Here is a 17,603-nt window from a genome sequence, read left to right on the forward strand (position 1 = left end):
TTCCTTTTCACATACTTTTACTCGCCATTCATCATTGTTCTAAAGAACCATTTTTCTATAAATCAGCACTAAAGTAGCTTCGCCAGCAATGTAATCCACGAGTGATATGGGCTAAAGGCTAATACCCTTGTTTATTAAGTTGATAGAATAGATGTCTCCGCATCGCCCTAATTGTTACAGTGACAAGAAATTCATATTAAACATAGTTCATATGTGATTCATATCCTATCCTTTTAAATCATTTACTTTAAAGTTGGCTCACCTTTGTCAACTCACTCAATCTGCTTAATGAAACGGACACTACTTTGGGTCGTGCTGCATGGCTTTGCCATGCTGTGTGTTCTGATGAATCTTTTAACAGGCTTTCGCATTGCAACAGTAAGCCATCCGCAATGGCTTTTCTTCTCAGTGTGGCTTCCTCAAGGGCAATTGCATTCAATCCACATATACTCTGGCATCGCGTTAAGTGCATTGGCGATCTCATATTGTCTTTATCGTTGGAGACTCAGGCCGAGTGTTCAATCGAGCCAGCGTCGAGGCATAAACGCATTTAATCAACGCTTCATTAAAATCAGCTACGTGCTCTTCCCTGCATTAATTGTGACTGGATGGCTGCTGCTTGGCGGTTACGCAGGTGATGCAAGCAAGCTTCACTTTTATCTTGCACACGGGGCACTACTTTACGTATTTCTGCACGCTGGCGGTTACTTTCTCCAATATGGTGTGGCGGCATTTCTCACTATCTTTTCAACTCGAATAACCAAGCATGAAATACTGCAAATATTAGCAGTATTAACGCTTACCCTTCTCCCTTGGGCGGGCATCTTTCTGACTTCCTCTGCGGTGCTGACGGCCACAACCCTACCTTCAGAGCAAGTTATCAACATTGATGGCATTGCCGATGAGGACATCTGGAAAAATGCACCATCGACCTACGTAGAAACCTATGGTGGAGAAGGGTTTGAAAATGGGCATACTCGCATCAGCATCAAAGCGCTCCACAACCAGCAGGATATTTTCTTCCACATCACTTGGGATGATCCAACCGAAAGTCTGGATCACCTCCCTCTGGTTAAAACAGACAAAGGTTGGCAAGTCCAAGAAAACGGCTTTTATCACTTCGACGAAAAGCAATTCTATGAAGACAAACTTGCAATCATGATCTCCAATACATGCAACCTAGGCGCCGATGGAACCGCTCACCTTGGGCCTAAGCCACTAGAGGGAAAACCTGCCAATTGGCACGGCAAAGGTTATCACTATTCGCCAGATAACAACCTTCGTGATCTATGGCATTGGAAGGCTGTACGAACCAATGGCATGTATCAGGCGGATGACAATTCGTTCACTATTCCTCAGCAAGTTGACCCAGCTAAGAGGCGCTATACCGCAGGCTATATCACTGACGGCAAAGAGTCTGGGGCTTACGTCATGAATTGGCAGTGGTATTCACCTAATGGCGTCACCCCGAAACGACTGCCTAATACAGACCTAACCAGCTCTTTTTCGTCTATCAACCAATCTACGAATCACGGTCCTTACCTGAGCTGGCACGACACTAAGGTTTACTCACATAACATTGACCAATCTCCCCTCAAGACGTCCCTTCCTTCGGTATTACACAACTCCAATCAGTTTGAAGGTGACCGAGGTGATGTCCGTGCATTTGGGCAGTGGAACAACGGAGCATGGTCACTCGAAATCGCTCGAAAATTAGATACAGGATCAGCGCAGGATATTGCAATACGTGATGGTGTATGTCTTTGGGTTGCCGCTTTTGACCATTCCCAAATAGCACACACGCGACATGCTCAAGGCATACGTTTAGCACTTGAGGTAACACAATGATCAAACGACTGTCGATACTCGCTACTTTGATTGCAAGCTTAGTAGTCATCGCTTACTTCAACCCTATTGAGCAAGAAGAACCACAACCATCACGATGGCAAAAGATAACTATGGGAGGTCAACCCATCGATATCTGGAGTGGACCTTGGAGCTGCGTGTTGGATAAGCAAACCGGATTACTCTGGGAAGTAAAAACAGATTCTGAAAACATCCATGATTCGTATTGGTCGTACTCATGGTTTGATGGCACGCGAGGTGTCCCAGATCGCGGCGATTGTTTCTTTGACGATGGTCGCTGCGACAGTTTCGACCATGTCACTCGAACCAACGCCGAATCCTTGTGTGGCCGCAGTGATTGGCGAGTCCCTACAACGGACGAGCTCTCCACACTGATTAACCTCTCAGCGCCGAATGGACAGGCCAAAATCAGTGGCGGATTTTTTCCTAGGGTGCGCAAAGGTGATTACTGGACAGCAGACCATTCGATTCCTTTAAGCGGCTTTTACTCTCGATTGGGCGAAGGGGCAAACGCCGTTGACTTTCGTGATGGGCAAGTGAAAACCCTTCCCTATCGAAATGCCGCCTTTTTAATCTTGGTCACTCAAGCCCGATAGTCGAATTTTCATGGTCAGTTTAGACCGACTCTAACCCATAAACTATGGACTTTATTATGATTCGAAGGATTGCAACACTGTCACTTTTAGCCGTAGCCGGGCTCACCAGCCTGAATGCGGAAGCCGCGACACAATATCATCGAGTAGTCTGGGACGGTGACCCTGCGCGAGAAGCGGTCATTGGATTCTCTCCTAACGGCGAGAGTGAACAACCCTATGTGCAATATGGAACGTCAACCGATGAAGCCACATGGCTAACCAAACAACCTAGCTACGATCATGTATTTGCTGGCGACTTACTCAGCTATTTTGTCCGATTGGATAACCTGACGCCGGATTCCCCCGTTTACTATCGTGTCTGTGACCAACAAGGTTGTGGTGAGCGCTTTTGGTTCCGCACCGCTCCTATAGACAATAGTGAGTTTGTCATGATCGCTGGGGGCGATACTCGCACAGGGTGGACCAACCGAAGAATGGGGAATCAGCTAGTAGCGAAGGTTCGCCCCTTATTTATTCTTCACGGCGGCGATTACACCAGCCAAAACAGCGCGTCGCAAATGGCTCAGTACTTAGACGATTGGGCATTGACCTTTTCCAGTGATCAGATAGATGGCAAAGCGTACAAACGTACCTACCCATTCATTCCAACCCACGGCAACCACGAAGATTACGATTACTCAACACTGTGTAAAGTGTTTGGAGTCGATGCTGACGGTAATGGCGAGTGTAATCCTTTTGATACCTACAACGTTGTTAACATTTCGCCATTACTTCGCGTCTATACACTGAACAGCCAGTTTAGAAAAAGTGGCTGGTCAAGCTATGCATCCCAAATGAACGAATGGCTAGAACAAGATTTGGCCACTCATGGCGAAGAGAACATCTGGCGCGTGGCACAATACCACAGACCAATGTTTCCTCACGTTTCATCCAAGTCTGATAGCCCAGATTTGTTTAGCTGGTGGGCAGAGTTGTTTTACCAGCACAGTATGAATCTCGTTGTCGAATCAGATAGTCACTTAACCAAAGCGACCCGAGAACTAAAACCGGACGGTAACAACTTTGTTAGTTCGCCAACCGGAGGAACAGTGTACATCGGTGAAGGCAGTTGGGGGGCAGCAGCCCGCTCTGCTAATGACCCTAAAAGCTGGACGCTAGATGCAGCAAGTATTCAGCAAGTAAAAGTCATTCAAGTGTTGAAAGACTCCATGACCGTCCGAACTGCGCAGTTTGATGCTTCAGCTTCAACGCTGACAAGAGAGGAGAGAGAAGCGGATAGCCTCCGTTTACCAGAGAACGTGAATTGGTGGTCACTCAACGAAGTCGGAGAAACGATGGAATTGGTTCAATCCGCGGATCGTCTCTCGATACTTAAAAATCAAGATCCTGATACCTCCCCTTCGTTCATTCGCTTATCCGCCACACAAGATGTTTTTGTCGTACAATCACAGCCAGACACTAACTTTGATGGACACGAAGATGGCTTGCTCGCCGATGCATCCGATTCTACCTACGGCCGTACTATGAGCCTAATAGCCTTTGACGTATCTTCAATTCCAACTTGTGTCGATATAGCCGGTGTTAAGCTTGAATTGCAAGTCACCAACAAATCTTATGGAGAGTATGGCGTTCATGTCGCTGCAGAGGAGTGGAAAGACTCATCGGCGACCTGGAATTCAGTGGATGGTGAACAAATCGCCGGAAGAACACTGACCCACTTCATACCATCATCAACGGGAACGGTCGATGTTGATCTAACCGACAGCCACCTACTCGACTTATGGGAGCATGATGGCAATTTTGGCCTAGTCATCGCGTCAGCCGGTACGACAGATGGCCTTGACTTTGATTCAAGCGAAACAGGTACACCACCAGCACTAGTCGTGAGCTACAACGAACGCAAAGACTGCGAGACACCTGTTAACTCATTATCGTTACCAACCAGCGACGATACCTTTATCGCCTCCAGCAAAGCTTCTGAAAACTTCAACAATCATGCAGACGGCTTACTTGCAGACTTGCTTGATACCAAATATGGAAAAACCAATGCGCTGATGAAGTTTGATGTCTCTGCACTACCTGAAGGCGTTGAATTCGATTCAGTGATATTGGCATTACACGTGACCAATGCTTCGACTGGCAATTTTGAATTGTATCGCGTCAATCAAAATTGGAATGAGCAGACGGCGACCTGGCAATCGATTTACGATAATGGCGGTTCTGGCGACTACCTAACCACCTTCTCACCAAAAGAGACTGGTGTTTACCGTATCGATTTGACCAACTCGGACTTACTTCAATCTTGGCTTAACGGAGAAAACACTGGGCTTATCATTGTACCCAAGAGCCTCAATGGTCTTGATATCAGCTCCCGCGAACTGGGAATGGGCCCCGTGTTAACAGTCACTTATCATTAGCGACTACGAATAGCTCGGCTTCAATCTGGGCGAAAGTTTCAACGCCCAGATTGAACGCTTTCACAGTTATTGTACGCTGACGTCTTTCTCACGAATTTGCTGGCTGTTGATATGCGCTGCCGCTTTTCTAGCAGCCGATTCTATATGCGTAAGATCAGCTTCCGTTTGAATAGAGAGATATTGGTGGCCTCTGAAATCTAAATCAAAATACCGAGCGGTCATCACAAATGGTTCAATAAAACACGATGGACACGTAGATTGATAGCCCGTAGAAATGACCGACATGCTTTTTCCTGCCCATCGGCGACCTAAAAGCTTGTCGTTCTCCGTCAAGTCCGACAACCTGTCAAAAAACACTTTCATCTGAGCTGACATCGAATACCAGTACACAGGGGACGCCCAAACTATATGGTATGCATCCACCAATGTACGCATCAACTCAAGAAAATCATCGGATTCGTTCTGATGTTTGTAGTCGTAATATGTGATGTCATAATCTGACAAGTCAAACACGCGACCCCCGGAAACCGCAGCAACAGCTTCAGCGAATTGATGTGTATTGCCATCTGCCTTTGACGAGCCAAGTACAATCGCGATTCGCATATCTCGAGCTAATTTTACATGCTCTAAATTGCCCATTACGCCTCCCAAACCTGACGCTGCAATACAACGCGGTAACCATCGATGTCTTCAAAAGTACATCCAACGTTTTCCCAATAAGGATTGAATGAGGTCACTTTCTGAAAACCCGCACCGAGCATATTCTGACAGCAACGCTTCCAACCACTTTCGTCGGGTACATAAAACACCAGCAAATTATCCTGACTTGGTGCAGGCCCTACATGGCTGCCGTAGTGGTGTGTAAATTCTATATGATAGGGATGAGCTGGATGACCGATGATGGTTCCGCTAAAACCTTCATGGTCGGTAAAGCTGCTCAGCAAATCAAAGCCTAAGCCGTTGATATACATATTGGTGAGAGTATCGAGATCGTTCGTTGGTCGAGCGACACGCAATGTTGAGTTCCTTGGGATCATAGTTGCTCCTTATCGAAATCCTGTGCTCAGCGATGGCCCATCTCTGGGTATCCTTGAAACTAAGAAAACGCAGGATAAAACCTCGACCTAACTTGAGATCAAGAATCAATTTCTTAAATGCACCTTGTTTACGAAAGAGTCCAAATTGCTCACTCGGCCTCTAAAGACTCTGTGTCACTTTTCCATTCCCTGCAATCCCGAAATGCACTATGCTAAGGCCGCCCATAACAATGGGTACTTAATACATATATTTATTCTCAGGGCGGGGCGAAATTCCCCACCGGCGGTATATCTTTAGCAAGATGAGCCCGCGAGCGCTCGATTCGTCGAGGTCAGCAGATCTGGTGAGATGCCAGAGCCGACGGTTATAGTCCGGATGAGAGAGAATTGATGCACACCAGATGTTTCATTGCGAAACGCTGGTGCATTTTGCGTTGTCTTCTATCCCATATTGCCCTGATTCTGGTAAACAATAAGGAAACACCATGAATCAGACATCTTTACTTGCCGAATTTGGCACTCCTATCGACCGCGTCAACGCGGCTCTTGATGCTCTAAAGCGCGGACAAGGCGTTTTATTACTTGATGATGAAAACAGAGAAAATGAAGGTGACTTAATTTACTCTGCTGAACATCTCACACCCCAGCAAATGGCACTAATGATTCGAGAATGCAGCGGGATTGTCTGCCTGTGCTTAACGGATGACAAAGCCACTCAACTCGATTTACCGCCTATGGTTAGCCGTAACGACAGTGCGAATCTGACGGCATTCACAGTTTCAATTGAAGCTAAAAAAGGCGTTACCACCGGCGTCTCAGCCCATGACCGCGTCACCACTATCCAGACCGCTATTGCGCCAGATGCAAAACCGCAGGATTTGGCGCGCCCTGGGCATGTATTTCCCTTACGTGCACGCTCTGGTGGCGTTTTAAGTCGCCGCGGCCACACAGAAGGAACGGTCGACTTGATGACTCTAGCGGGCTTAGCTCCTGCTGGCGTTCTATGTGAAGTAACAAACCCTGATGGCACCATGGCTCGCGCTCCACAGATTGTTGAGTTCGCACGAGAGCATGGGATGCCGGTATTAACGATCGAAGACATCGTCGCCTATCGACTACAAAACACCAGCGCTTTAGCCAGCTGATCGTAAGGAGTAACACCTATGTTTACAGGAATTGTCTCCTCCATCGCGACGATCCAACGGATTGACGATCGCGGAGGAATTCGAACCTTTGAGCAGTTTCTCGCTGCGCAAGGCAGCAGTCTCAATGCTCTGACTCATACAACAGCACATCCTCTGCAACGACCTTAAGCTTTATGCCGCGTCATCGCTTAGCAACGGCGCGGCATTATTACTGGTTTATCAAGAGTCTTACCCTGCTCTTTTAAGTTACACCACTCTTTAGCAGTAGATCATAACCTGCTAGAAAAGGCACAACATTGGAGGAGACAATCTATTTAGACAAAGGTGAAGTCTAGAAATCAGACACTATGATACAGATCACTTATGAATATTGAGTTTTCTATAATAATTAGCTTTCAATATTAATCTCAATTCATATAACACCAAGGAAGGATTCAAATGAATAAGGGAATCATAGTCGCAGCTTACCTTGCCAGCCTATCCGCGTGCAGTAGCTCAAACCAACTGACTGTTTTTGACGGACTAACCTACACCGCCAAAAACGAAGGAGGGATTAACGACCCGATACGTTTTTATCCTCTGCAAACGACTCAAATAAGCCTAGATGGCCAGCTCACTTATCAGATTGGAGATTTGTGCTATTCAGACAGAAATCGCTCGCCAATGACTTCAAACTGTTTTAACCAATCATCAGGTAGTAACCCAGTCAACGCAACGGTAATTCAACATGAGTATAAATCGGATAGCGAAGATCCAATCGCGATTTCAACCCTCGCCTTTAACCTCAACCAGGCCCTCACAAACGCTACATTAAATTTAGCCACATGTAACGAAGAAGAATGCCAAAAAGCGCTCACTTCAAGTAGTAAGAGCATCAATAAAGCCGCCAATACTCTTCAGGAAGAATTGAATAGAACAAACGTAAGGGTCTACAACTGGAGTGATACTATCAAGCATTCCGCCGACAGCGGTTCGGAAAGCCTAAAAGCCTCAGGAGAATCCGCCACTCAGGGGATCACCATCGTTAATGGCTACAGCATCAACGAACTCAAGATCTCATGTATCAACAGCAAAGCGATTACTGCAAGCAAATCGGATCATTTGAAAGTCGTCACTAAAACCATTGCCGCTGATTCTATTTCTTTCATCAACACCCAATCAAAAATATCAGAACTCGCCGCGACGTTGGATGCCAAAGAAATTGCGCAAGATTTAAAAGGGTTTTCGAAAGAGTTGCTCGCTTTAGAACTTTCATTAAAATCCGCTAGTACAATTTCTAGCATGGGAATGCTACATAAAACAGGTACGGTCCTAGGCCCAGCAAACAACTCCAAAGCTTCGACTTACCTAGCCGTACTAACCGATCTTGAAGATTTAAGGGAACATTTTCCAGAGTGCGAAAAATGATACCAGTGATCTGTCAGTTCTAAATTGACAGATCACTCCCCAATCGATGACATATAAGCCTCATAATCTTGACCATGAGTAAGATAAATTTGTTTTAGCTCACCAGACTGGATGAGTTGTGGCATGCGAGTATCAAACATCTCGATGAGCTTGTTTGATGACTCGGTGTTAGAAAATACGACGTAAAGTTTCTCCCCTTTCTTGGCAACTTCAGTAACAAACGCGTCTGTCGTTAACAATTCTGAGCTAGCCATACTTGAGGGATAATCTATTAGAGCGTTCACTCTGCCCTTTTTGAGAAGTTTCATCCCTTGCTCGGCGCTGTCTACCTCAACCAGTTCAAGCGGAATATCTTTAAGGAAGCCCTTCTCAAAACCATAACCCCGAACCCATGCGACTTTCTTATTTACCAGTGATGAAAGCTGCTGCTCTTCCCAATCAAGCGAGCCTCGAGCAAACACAACAATTACATCTTCTTCCACACTAAGGTGCCACTGTGGATATAGAAACGCATCCGCGTTTGGATAAAAGTAATCGCCCAAATAAGCGCTGGCTTCCTGTTTTCGGACAAGATGCTTGGCTCGTTTCCATGGCAATACTTCTAGGGTAAGGGGAACATTCAAAGGTTGGAAAACGGCTTTAACAATCTCCCAGTAAAGGCCTGTACCGTCGCTGTTGGTGTAACCGGACCATTCCTGACTAACTATTTTAATTCGTTTACTATCACTGGCGTAGGAAACTGAAGTAACCATCAGTAGTCCCACACTAACAAGCCAAGACTTCAACCTCATTCGCAGACCTTACCTTTAACAATCCTTTTAAATAGAGTCTAGTCCAGCAGATATAACAGAGGCTTACGAATTTGTCTCACCCGCGTGCAGCAAGGTCTTTACCGAATGCCTCTAATAAAAAGTCGATAAAGACCTTTTTACGTTTCGGCATGAGTTGCCTATCTGCGTAGACCAAGCTCACAAGCACTTCTGGCATCTTATATTCAGGAAGCAGTTGGGTAAGTCGCCCACTAACAAAGTGTTCACGGCAAATGAACTCGGGTAATACTGCGATACCAAGCCCGTCCAGACAGGCTTTCAGACAGGCGGTAATGGTGTTGACTCGCAATCGGTGTGGCAGGTCAATTTGCAATGAGTCTCCGTCTTCCGGGATCAAATGCCATTTAGGTAACCTCACCGCGCGGTTATACACCTCAACCATTTGATGCGGTGGAATTAAGTCACGATGAGACTCAATTCCGCCATGCTCCTCTAGATACTCTGGGCTGGCAACCAATACACGCAGTGATTTCGTCAGTGGACGAGAAACCAAAGCAGAGTCTTCTAATTCACCAATTTGCGCGTACAAATCAATGCCTTCAGCGATGATGTCGACTTCTCGATTCGACAGCTCAAGGTTTATGGTGACGCAGGGGTATTCTTTGAGAAAAGCGTTAATGTATGAACCCATGATTTGATGACCCAGCTCTACCGGCAACACCACATTTAAAGGCCCACGAATCAAATCCTGATTGGCAGAGACTTCAAGCTCAGCCTGATTCATAATCTCCAGCATTTGCAGGCAGGATTGATAAAACCGTTCCCCTTCTGGCGTTAACATTAGGCTTCTCGTTGAACGAGTGATCAAACGCACACCTAGATGCTTTTCCAGCTCAACTAACTTTCGGCTCACAGTTGACTTGGTCATATTCAGAGCATCTGCTGCGTGAGTAAAGCTTCCACAATCAACAACTTGTGCGAAAACGGTAATCGCATTCAAATCCATCTCATCACCTTACGCTTCAATTAGTTAAATTTTTGCAACAGTGTTTCTCTTTTTTCCTATCTTATCAATCAATCCAGATTATTTACAATTTGTAACATCCGCCGTAGATGAAAACTGAATACGAGAAAAATAATGACAGATACACATACTGAGACGAAGCTGGCAAAAACCAGAAAAGCCCCTCTTATCGCAACAGCCATTATGCTTTCACTGGGTTTGCTAGGCAGTGGGTACTGGTTTGGATACGGTCAGTACTTCGAATCCACCGACAACGCCTACCTTCAGGGAGAGATCACCACGATTAGCCCTAAAGTGGCTGGCTACATTGAACACTCCTTTGTCAGTGACAACCAAAAAGTCAAAAAGGGCGATCTGTTAGTCCAAATTGATGACCGTGACTACCGCACTGCTCTCGAACAAGCGAAAGCACACCTCACCGTCACACAGTCCAGCGTAGAGAATTTAAAAGCACAGCAAACCTTGCAACAAAGCCAAATCCATCAAGCAGAAAGCCGCGTCGATTCAGCAAAAGCGGAATATGATCGCGCTGTTCAGCAAGTACAACGTTCACGCAGCCTTCTTAAACGCAACTACGCTTCGCAAGATGAAGTCGACAACATGCTGGCTCAACAAAAAGTCACTCAGGCAGAGCTAGATGAAGCGAAAGCGAGTCTGGTTGCTGCTCACGATCAGCTCACGGTTATCGATAGCGACATTAAACAAGCTCAGGCATCCATTGTTGAGTCTCAAACAGCCGTCGAGCAAGCTCAGCTCAACCTCGACTACACCAAAATCTATGCGCCGGTCGATGGTATCGTGGGCAAGCGCAGTGTGCGTGAAGGTCTGTTGGTTCAAGCTGGTACACCATTAATGAGCTTGGTGCCGACGAGTGACGTCTGGATAGAAGCTAACTTCAAAGAGACTCAGTTGAGCGGCATTCATCAGGGACAAAAAGTTGAGATCGAGCTGGATGCCTTTCCAGGCCAACCATTAGAAGGTGTCGTAGACAGCTTTTCACCTGCCACTGGCGCCAAGTTTGCACTATTACCTCCGGAGAACGCGACAGGTAACTTCACCAAGATTGTTCAGCGCGTACCAGTTAAAATCACCATCCCCGACCAACATGCATTGAAAGGCCGATTACTACCGGGGTTATCAGTTGTGGCAACCATTGATACCAGAGGTTAATCCATGTCGGAAGCAACCTTAAACTCACCTGCCGTTCAAGAGAATGAAGTGTCAACACGCCACTGGATCGCTTTATTTGGTGGCTTGATTGGCGCCTTCATGGCCATTCTCGACATTCAGATCACCAACTCGTCACTGAAAGACATACAAGGTGCGTTGTCTGCGACTCTGGATGAGAGCTCATGGATTTCGACATCCTATTTAGTCGCTGAGATGATTGCTATTCCACTCAGTGGTTGGTTGTCTAAAGCGCTGGGCAAGCGTCGTTACCTGACTTGGACAACAGCAATCTTCACACTGTCATCACTGCTTTGCTCTTTTTCATGGAACATGACCTCGATGATCGTATTCCGTGCAATGCAAGGGTTTAGTGGCGGTGCATTAATTCCTCTCGCCTTCTCTCTGGTTATTCAGCTACTTCCGATTAACAAGCGAGCCGTTGGTATGGCGTTGTTCGGTGTTACCGCTACGTTTGCTCCGTCCATTGGTCCAACGTTTGGTGGCTGGCTCACAGAAAATCTTTCCTGGCATTACATCTTTTATATCAACATTCCACCAGCGCTTCTGGTGATTACAATGATTCGCTATGGTTTGGATGACGAGAAGCTAAGTCTAAATACCCTCAAAAAAGCCGATTGGTTCGGCATTGCGACCATGGCGTTAGGTTTAGGCTGCCTCGAAGTAGTATTGGAAGAAGGAAACCGTGAAGAGTGGTTCAGCTCTAGTTTTATCATTACGCTAAGCATTATCTCCGCCGTGAGTTTAGTGTACTTCGTTATCAATGAGCTACAGCACAAGAAACCACTAGTGAACTTGAGATTACTGCGTGATGGGCAATTTGCCATGTCGTGTATTGCTTATCTGATTTTGGGCATGGCCTTACTAGGTTCAATCTATGTGCTGCCTCTCTACCTAACTCAGATCCAGCAATACAACGCGATGGAGATTGGTGAAGTCTTGATGTGGATGGGCTTTCCTCAGCTCTTGATCTTTCCGCTGGTTCCGAAGCTGACTCAAATCATCAAACCTAAGTCCTTAGTTACCTTTGGCTTCGCGATGTTCGGCTTGAGTTGCTACGTCAATACTCACATGACGATAGATTTTGGTGGTCACCAGTTGATTCTGTCGATGATTCTACGTGCTATTGGCAGCCCGTTCATTATGGTGCCGTTATCTCTGGTCGCGATGAAAAACATCAGCAAGCTAGACACTCCAGATGCCTCAACACTGACCAATGTTATGCGTAACCTTGGCGGTGCTTTTAGTATTGCTATCATTGCGACCTTGCTCGACAACAAGACCTGTGAACACCTCGCACATATTAAAGAATCTCTGCCGTCGGTGAGTACATTAGGTTGGGACACGCTGCACCAGCAGCAAGCCTTCTTTATGCAATCTGGAAGTGACGCCGCCACAGCCATGATGCAAGCTGAAGCCAGTTTACTCAGTACCATGCAACGCGACGCCGCGATCATGGCCTACAACGATGTCTTCCTGATGATGACCGCCTTTCTAGCGTTAGCAGCGGTACTCATTCTTAATATGAAGAACTAAATTCATAGCGAAGGTAAAAATCTGGGCGCGATGTTACCAAGTCACCTCGCGTCCATTTTCCACCACGAAGCCTGAACTTAGAATCGTTGTCATAACCAATACGTTTTTGGGCTCGACAGAAAAACTCTCTGATAAGGCTTTTGCCAACCCCAGCTGTAGCGCGCTCACTGACTTTTCTGACCAGACTGACGGCAAACAAAGGTTGGCAATGATTGAGTACGACTTCCCCTCTTGCCGCTCAGCCCGAGCAAAATTAATGGTCATATCTGTAGTAGGCTGCTCAGAAAAACTACCCCAGCGCTCAATAACTTCAACGGTCTCTGCTTTGGAAATCAAATCCGGCGAGATTGTACAATGTGCTATTAGCATATCAGCCCCCTGTTTTTTCCGATTTAAACAGATATAGGGCAAGCAGCGATACTCCCACTTCTAACATCAGATAGAAATACATCGTACTGTTGGCTTCACCATCGCTTACCAAGCCGATGATTCTCCCTGTCGCCATACTTCCATTGACAAAAATGACGGCCAGCAAGCCTGTACTGTGTGTTGACGTTTTTTTCGAAAGCAGGAACAGGACAAGTGCGACACCAACAGACATACCCCCATAGGTTGCCCGCATATCAACCAGCATGGATGCAGAAGTCGCATACCCACCAGTTGCATGACTAAGCATACTGTTCGGGGCAATAGCGAACGCCAGACCATAGAAAAAGAATACGGCAGAAGTCAGTAGAATGAGGCCTTTTGACATTGGGAAGATTCCTCTACCTGTAGATCACTAGTTTGGCTTAACCTGAGCGAGCTTGAGATATGAGTGTAGCTCACCGTTTTTGTATTCGATGGCAGAATGGATATTGACGGCTTGGCAGCCTACCACAGCAAATGTGTAGCAGTTATCCGCTTTATAAATTTCCACATGCAAAGTACCGTCGTGTAGTTGCCAATGACCTTGAGTCGGAAATCGGTCAAACAAACGGTACTCTTCTAACGTTCCATCAGCGTGAAAGACAACTTCCGTTATGTAACCACCTGTGCAGGACTTAATCCAATGCGTCTCTTGAATATCACAAAGAATGAGCTGCCGTTTTTTATCTAGCCACGCTTCATAGCGGTCACTAGCCTGCACCGTTTCGTCTATATTTTTAAATTCACGCAGCTCTTCATGGGATTCACGCCAGAAGAGAGGTAACAATGCCTCAGCTTGGTTCATAGTCCCCCTCCTAACTAACAAAGATGATGATTCACTCGTTTGAATTCTTCTATCGCTCGCTTATCTGCCTCAATCGAAACTGAATCTGATTCAAGCTTCTCCCAACTTACGCTCTCTGCTTCCAATGCTTTAATCTCACCTTGCCACTCAGTCACCACGTAATAATGTAGAAGCTGTAACTCAGAGGTGGGATGGTAAAGAGAACACAAGTAATGATACTTATTGGCGGTAAGATCCAATTCTTCTTTTAGCTCACGGCACAGGGCTTGTGGCTGAGTTTCGCCATCTTCTATATGTCCACCGGGAATACAGGTTAAGCCAGGGTCACTCGCTTTATGTATCGATCTCTTTTCCAGCAGTATCTGGTTGTTATCGACTAAAAGAAATGACACATTCAAAAGGCTGCATTAATTACACTCCCTGTATTTATCATTTTGTCACGTTTAGCTTGCCATTGTTTTGATGTGTTTTTTCACTTTTTTCAATGCCATACGCTGCTTTAATGGAGAAAGATAGTCGATAAACAGATTACCTGCCAAGTGATCGATTTCATGCTGCATGACAATCGCAAGAAAATCATCACTTTCAATCCTCACAGGTTCGCCGTGTCTATCTAGAGCTTCAACGACAACGGATGTGTAACGCTCAACATCAGCATAATAATCCGGGACGGATAAACACCCTTCTTGTCCCATCGCTCGATTCTTACCCTCTACTACTTCTGGATTCACTAATATCAGTGGCTGATCTCGGCTCTCCGACAGATCAATAATCACGATAGCCTCACGGTGGCCCACTTGAGTTGCCGCCAAGCCAATTCCATTACTTGTGGCGTAGAGTGTTTCCAGCATGTCATCGATTAGGGTCTGAACGGATTGAATGTCCGATACTTTTTCAGCTTTTATCTTTAGCTTTGGGTCTGGTGCGGTAAGAATCTTTAAGACAGCCATTAGGTTCCTTATATGAAAATTAAATTGCGTAAATAACCTATCACTTAGGTTATATAAGTCACTGTAAATAATGAATATATACGGAAACGCTCAAAGTTATTAGCTTTGAGCGTTTCTTCTAACAGATTGAGTGACGACAAACCGAGACTTAGAGCGTCATATGCAAAATTGGAAATGGTTTTCCCATATCATCAAAAGGCGAGCGCGACTCAACATGGAACCCCATGTGTTTATAAAAGTCGATCGCCATTGGGTTTTGCTCATTCACATCTACTTTGTTTACACCGAGATGTTCAATGGCATATTGCAATAATGCTTTCCCTATTCCCTTGCCTCTCGCGGCGTCTAACACAAACAGCATTTCTACTTTTGCTTCATGAACACCCACAAAGCCGAGAATGTTGCCGTTTTCGTTTTTTATACACTTCAGTGTGACGGCCGGAAAAGCTTCTTCAATGATAATAGGTTTAAAAAACTCAATATCTTCTTCTGTTATGAAGTCATGAGTCGCTCGGACTGAGTTTTCCCAAACATCCAGCATCTCTGCGAAATTTTCAGGAAGCACATTTTCTACATTCATAATGAGTCACTTAATTCGTAAGTTGTATCCATGTGCAGCCGCGAATGCGGATCCTAACAACCGAAAGGAACAAAGTATAGATTGGAGAAAGGAAATGACCGGATGCTAACTTTTCCCTTCCAGATTCAACCCAAGTTCACTTTGCTTACGTTTACTCAAACCTGAAGCCACCAGCCGATAAGACTCTCGCAGGTAGTACTCCAGCTCTTCATCGAGTTCACCTGACGTTTCCACTTGCTGAATCCATTTCATTCCTCGGTTCGCAAAGTAAGGTGCAGGAATATACCCGTCATGATCGCTAAGAAAATCAAAATTTAGCGGGGAGGTTTTAAACGTAAAGGCGGGTTTGTCCGATTTGCCCCAACCGCCGACGGCAAATACCTTACCCCCTACTTTCCAAACATGAGAATCCCCCCATTGCACAATATGGGTAGTGGCGGGAAGCTCAGAACAAAACTGATTAAACTGCTCGTAAGTCATGTTTATCTCTTCAGTCACTTATAGATTGAGGTTAACGAGAGCTTAGCGCATCAAGAACAAATCGTGATCGTTGCTCAACGCTACCTTTTGGTACTTCCGTTAAGGTGTAGCCAAACAATTGATACGCTTCGCGCATTTTTTCATAAGTGGTCACGGCTTCGGCAAAGTCTTGCTTCCTTTCCGCATCGTTGGCAAATATCTCTTTCCAAGGAGGGAAAACAAACACCTGTAGGTGATGTCTGAGTTGATAGCATTGCTGCGTGAGACTCTCAGTGAGGGCCAAGTCCTCTAATAAGCTGTAACCGTAACTATCAACGATGCTTCGATCGAAAAATACAAACTCTCCCCCAACACCAATTCGACGATATTTGTCTATTTCTGCTGAAACCATGGCGTCACGAAAAGCAGTTTTATCCAACCATGGAAGGGCATTACCGCCGCTCTCAACCTGTTGTTGAATCACTCGTCGACCAACTTCGTCAGCGGTCTTGTACCCCAGACTTTGCAGGTGCTCTATAACCGATGTTTTCCCTGAACCGGGCCCACCTGTAAATACAATAAAACGTTCCATTGAATTCCTATTAACTGAAGGAAAAGGCGGATGACCAGCCAACCAATGCCATACCGTTCACTCCTTCAATTACAAGAATGGCGTCACGGTTGATAGGCACTTTATGACCGTTTGTTCTTTTTCTCCCACTGGCGCGACATAATGGATAGCACTCTCTGCTTGCTCTACTCCAGCCAATTTACTAATAGTCCAGCAGGCCAAGTATTGAGACGCCAAACAACCGCCTGCGGTTGCGAGATTTCCATTGGCATAAAATGGCTGATTTAGGACTTCCACACCAGCTTCCAGCACCCATGGTCTGGTGGTCAAATCGGTGCATGCGGGCGTGTTATCTAAAAGCCCCAGAGCAGATAACAATAAGGTTCCTGAACACTGTGCTCCAATCAATTGCTTACTTGGATCCAGCGATAATCTGGATAGCACAGCACTGTCTTTAGCAATCTCTCGGGTCAGGCTACCACTACCAAAAAGCACCGCATCCGCTTGGTTAGCAAACTCTAAAGGTTGCTGGGCAGCAATGGACACACCGTTCATTGATGTGACAGTTTCACTTGGGCTGGTAATTTGAACATTCCAGCCAGCACTTTTCATTCGGTTGAGGATCCCAGAAGCAATAAATGAGTCCAACTCATTAAAGCCTTGGAAAGTTAACACAGCAATGTCCATATCATTCCCTGACGACAGTGGTTTCACGTTTTTTCATCTTATCAAGATGACAACGAGATAAGTACCCAAGTTTGGCAAACTAACGTCAAGAATAAGTCTTAATTTATAGCAACTTAATAAAACAGGCGAATGGTGCAGCAATGATGTGATATTAAGA

The 17,603-nt window shown here is 45.7% G+C and carries 21 protein-coding genes and 1 riboswitch; of the genes, 8 read left to right on the top strand and 13 right to left on the bottom strand.

Going from position 1 to position 17,603, the window contains the following annotated elements:
* The first annotated feature begins 288 nt into the window (after positions 1-288).
* The 3 genes from L1D15_RS12965 to L1D15_RS12975 are packed head-to-tail and all read left to right on the top strand — an operon-like array spanning position 289 to position 4,879.
* A complete protein-coding gene (locus tag L1D15_RS12965; RefSeq protein ID WP_239876016.1) occupies positions 289-1,848 on the top strand; it encodes an ethylbenzene dehydrogenase-related protein in 1,560 nt (519 codons plus the stop codon).
* Positions 1,845-2,462, top strand: coding sequence for a DUF1566 domain-containing protein (locus L1D15_RS12970; RefSeq protein WP_239876017.1), 618 nt, complete (start codon positions 1,845-1,847; stop codon positions 2,460-2,462). Before L1D15_RS12965 ends, L1D15_RS12970 begins: the two co-directional genes overlap by 4 nt.
* Before the next feature lie 56 nt (positions 2,463-2,518).
* A complete protein-coding gene (locus L1D15_RS12975) occupies positions 2,519-4,879 on the top strand; it encodes a DNRLRE domain-containing protein (protein WP_239876018.1) in 2,361 nt (786 codons plus the stop codon).
* 66 nt (positions 4,880-4,945) lie between these two features.
* On the opposite strand, the gene L1D15_RS12980 is transcribed toward L1D15_RS12975, so the two are convergent.
* Both L1D15_RS12980 and L1D15_RS12985 read right to left on the bottom strand, forming a co-directional pair.
* A complete protein-coding gene (locus L1D15_RS12980) occupies positions 4,946-5,518 on the bottom strand; it encodes an NAD(P)H-dependent oxidoreductase (protein ID WP_239876020.1) in 573 nt (190 codons plus the stop codon).
* Positions 5,518-5,916: a VOC family protein gene (locus tag L1D15_RS12985; protein ID WP_239876021.1), complete on the bottom strand. Its 399-nt coding sequence runs from the start codon at positions 5,914-5,916 to the stop codon at positions 5,518-5,520. The genes L1D15_RS12980 and L1D15_RS12985 overlap by 1 nt, the downstream gene beginning before the upstream one ends.
* A 249-nt stretch (positions 5,917-6,165) precedes the next feature.
* Positions 6,166-6,308, top strand: a riboswitch (FMN riboswitch).
* 93 nt (positions 6,309-6,401) lie between these two features.
* Between L1D15_RS12985 and ribB the strand changes: the two genes are divergently transcribed.
* From ribB to L1D15_RS13000, 3 genes are all read left to right on the top strand, one after another.
* Positions 6,402-7,061, top strand: a complete 660-nt coding sequence (gene ribB, locus L1D15_RS12990; RefSeq protein WP_239876022.1) for a 3,4-dihydroxy-2-butanone-4-phosphate synthase — start codon at positions 6,402-6,404, stop codon at positions 7,059-7,061.
* An 18-nt stretch (positions 7,062-7,079) separates the two neighbouring features.
* Positions 7,080-7,229, top strand: a complete 150-nt coding sequence (locus tag L1D15_RS12995) for a hypothetical protein (protein WP_239876023.1) — start codon at positions 7,080-7,082, stop codon at positions 7,227-7,229.
* A gap of 270 nt (positions 7,230-7,499) precedes the next feature.
* Positions 7,500-8,468 (top strand): hypothetical protein, encoded by a 969-nt coding sequence (locus L1D15_RS13000; protein ID WP_239876024.1) that lies wholly within the window; start codon positions 7,500-7,502, stop codon positions 8,466-8,468.
* Between the two features lie 32 nt (positions 8,469-8,500).
* Here L1D15_RS13000 and L1D15_RS13005 read toward each other — a convergent pair whose 3' ends face one another.
* Both L1D15_RS13005 and L1D15_RS13010 read right to left on the bottom strand, forming a co-directional pair.
* On the bottom strand, positions 8,501-9,220 hold the full coding sequence (locus L1D15_RS13005; protein WP_239876025.1) for a transporter substrate-binding domain-containing protein: 720 nt from the start codon (positions 9,218-9,220) through the stop codon (positions 8,501-8,503).
* A 115-nt stretch (positions 9,221-9,335) separates the two neighbouring features.
* Entirely contained in the window at positions 9,336-10,244 is a 909-nt protein-coding gene (locus tag L1D15_RS13010; RefSeq protein WP_239876026.1) for a LysR family transcriptional regulator, read from the bottom strand.
* Between the two features lie 132 nt (positions 10,245-10,376).
* Between L1D15_RS13010 and L1D15_RS13015 the strand changes: the two genes are divergently transcribed.
* Together L1D15_RS13015 and L1D15_RS13020 are read left to right on the top strand one after the other, a co-directional pair.
* Complete coding sequence (locus L1D15_RS13015; protein WP_239876027.1) at positions 10,377-11,432, top strand: HlyD family secretion protein; 1,056 nt, start codon at positions 10,377-10,379, stop codon at positions 11,430-11,432.
* A 3-nt stretch (positions 11,433-11,435) separates the two neighbouring features.
* Positions 11,436-12,986, top strand: coding sequence for a DHA2 family efflux MFS transporter permease subunit (locus tag L1D15_RS13020; RefSeq protein WP_239876028.1), 1,551 nt, complete (start codon positions 11,436-11,438; stop codon positions 12,984-12,986).
* A 33-nt stretch (positions 12,987-13,019) separates the two neighbouring features.
* Here the strand turns inward: L1D15_RS13020 and L1D15_RS13025 are convergent, their stop codons facing one another.
* The 9 genes from L1D15_RS13025 to L1D15_RS13065 form a co-directional block, all read right to left on the bottom strand.
* Entirely contained in the window at positions 13,020-13,355 is a 336-nt protein-coding gene (locus L1D15_RS13025; RefSeq protein ID WP_239876030.1) for a hypothetical protein, read from the bottom strand.
* Between the two features lies 1 nt (position 13,356).
* The gene (locus tag L1D15_RS13030; protein ID WP_239876032.1) at positions 13,357-13,740 is read right to left on the bottom strand and encodes a DUF4345 domain-containing protein; all 384 of its coding nucleotides are present in this window, start codon (positions 13,738-13,740) and stop codon (positions 13,357-13,359) included.
* A 27-nt stretch (positions 13,741-13,767) separates the two neighbouring features.
* Entirely contained in the window at positions 13,768-14,199 is a 432-nt protein-coding gene (locus L1D15_RS13035; RefSeq protein ID WP_239876033.1) for a hypothetical protein, read from the bottom strand.
* Positions 14,200-14,213: 14 nt separating this feature from the next.
* Positions 14,214-14,591: an NUDIX domain-containing protein gene (locus L1D15_RS13040; protein WP_239876035.1), complete on the bottom strand. Its 378-nt coding sequence runs from the start codon at positions 14,589-14,591 to the stop codon at positions 14,214-14,216.
* Positions 14,592-14,642: 51 nt separating this feature from the next.
* Positions 14,643-15,149, bottom strand: a complete 507-nt coding sequence (gene def, locus L1D15_RS13045; RefSeq protein ID WP_006962566.1) for a peptide deformylase — start codon at positions 15,147-15,149, stop codon at positions 14,643-14,645.
* Positions 15,150-15,297: 148 nt separating this feature from the next.
* Positions 15,298-15,729 carry a GNAT family N-acetyltransferase gene (locus tag L1D15_RS13050; protein WP_239876037.1) on the bottom strand — a complete coding sequence of 144 codons (432 nt, stop codon included), beginning with the start codon at positions 15,727-15,729 and terminating at the stop codon, positions 15,298-15,300.
* A gap of 105 nt (positions 15,730-15,834) precedes the next feature.
* Complete coding sequence (locus L1D15_RS13055) at positions 15,835-16,209, bottom strand: MmcQ/YjbR family DNA-binding protein (protein WP_239876039.1); 375 nt, start codon at positions 16,207-16,209, stop codon at positions 15,835-15,837.
* Positions 16,210-16,240: 31 nt separating this feature from the next.
* The gene (locus tag L1D15_RS13060) at positions 16,241-16,780 is read right to left on the bottom strand and encodes an AAA family ATPase (protein ID WP_239876041.1); all 540 of its coding nucleotides are present in this window, start codon (positions 16,778-16,780) and stop codon (positions 16,241-16,243) included.
* A gap of 69 nt (positions 16,781-16,849) precedes the next feature.
* Positions 16,850-17,446: a DJ-1/PfpI family protein gene (locus L1D15_RS13065; protein ID WP_239876104.1), complete on the bottom strand. Its 597-nt coding sequence runs from the start codon at positions 17,444-17,446 to the stop codon at positions 16,850-16,852.
* Between the last annotated feature and the right edge of the window lie 157 nt (positions 17,447-17,603).

It is taken from the genome of Vibrio sp. Isolate25 (assembly GCF_022398025.1).
Classification (GTDB): Bacteria; Pseudomonadota; Gammaproteobacteria; order Enterobacterales; family Vibrionaceae; genus Vibrio; species Vibrio coralliilyticus_A.

Coding starts and splice junctions, on each gene's coding strand:
- L1D15_RS12965 (WP_239876016.1), top strand. CDS start 289: ATGAAACGGACACTACTTTGGGTCGTGCTGCATGGCTTTGCCATGCTG.
- L1D15_RS12970 (WP_239876017.1), top strand. CDS start 1,845: ATGATCAAACGACTGTCGATACTCGCTACTTTGATTGCAAGCTTAGTA.
- L1D15_RS12975 (WP_239876018.1), top strand. CDS start 2,519: ATGATTCGAAGGATTGCAACACTGTCACTTTTAGCCGTAGCCGGGCTC.
- L1D15_RS12980 (WP_239876020.1), bottom strand. CDS start 5,518: ATGGGCAATTTAGAGCATGTAAAATTAGCTCGAGATATGCGAATCGCG.
- L1D15_RS12985 (WP_239876021.1), bottom strand. CDS start 5,916: ATGATCCCAAGGAACTCAACATTGCGTGTCGCTCGACCAACGAACGAT.
- ribB (WP_239876022.1), top strand. CDS start 6,402: ATGAATCAGACATCTTTACTTGCCGAATTTGGCACTCCTATCGACCGC.
- L1D15_RS12995 (WP_239876023.1), top strand. CDS start 7,080: ATGTTTACAGGAATTGTCTCCTCCATCGCGACGATCCAACGGATTGAC.
- L1D15_RS13000 (WP_239876024.1), top strand. CDS start 7,500: ATGAATAAGGGAATCATAGTCGCAGCTTACCTTGCCAGCCTATCCGCG.
- L1D15_RS13005 (WP_239876025.1), bottom strand. CDS start 9,220: ATGGTTACTTCAGTTTCCTACGCCAGTGATAGTAAACGAATTAAAATA.
- L1D15_RS13010 (WP_239876026.1), bottom strand. CDS start 10,244: ATGGATTTGAATGCGATTACCGTTTTCGCACAAGTTGTTGATTGTGGA.
- L1D15_RS13015 (WP_239876027.1), top strand. CDS start 10,377: ATGACAGATACACATACTGAGACGAAGCTGGCAAAAACCAGAAAAGCC.
- L1D15_RS13020 (WP_239876028.1), top strand. CDS start 11,436: ATGTCGGAAGCAACCTTAAACTCACCTGCCGTTCAAGAGAATGAAGTG.
- L1D15_RS13025 (WP_239876030.1), bottom strand. CDS start 13,355: ATGCTAATAGCACATTGTACAATCTCGCCGGATTTGATTTCCAAAGCA.
- L1D15_RS13030 (WP_239876032.1), bottom strand. CDS start 13,740: ATGTCAAAAGGCCTCATTCTACTGACTTCTGCCGTATTCTTTTTCTAT.
- L1D15_RS13035 (WP_239876033.1), bottom strand. CDS start 14,199: ATGAACCAAGCTGAGGCATTGTTACCTCTCTTCTGGCGTGAATCCCAT.
- def (WP_006962566.1), bottom strand. CDS start 15,149: ATGGCTGTCTTAAAGATTCTTACCGCACCAGACCCAAAGCTAAAGATA.
- L1D15_RS13050 (WP_239876037.1), bottom strand. CDS start 15,729: ATGAATGTAGAAAATGTGCTTCCTGAAAATTTCGCAGAGATGCTGGAT.
- L1D15_RS13055 (WP_239876039.1), bottom strand. CDS start 16,209: ATGACTTACGAGCAGTTTAATCAGTTTTGTTCTGAGCTTCCCGCCACT.
- L1D15_RS13060 (WP_239876041.1), bottom strand. CDS start 16,780: ATGGAACGTTTTATTGTATTTACAGGTGGGCCCGGTTCAGGGAAAACA.
- L1D15_RS13065 (WP_239876104.1), bottom strand. CDS start 17,446: ATGGACATTGCTGTGTTAACTTTCCAAGGCTTTAATGAGTTGGACTCA.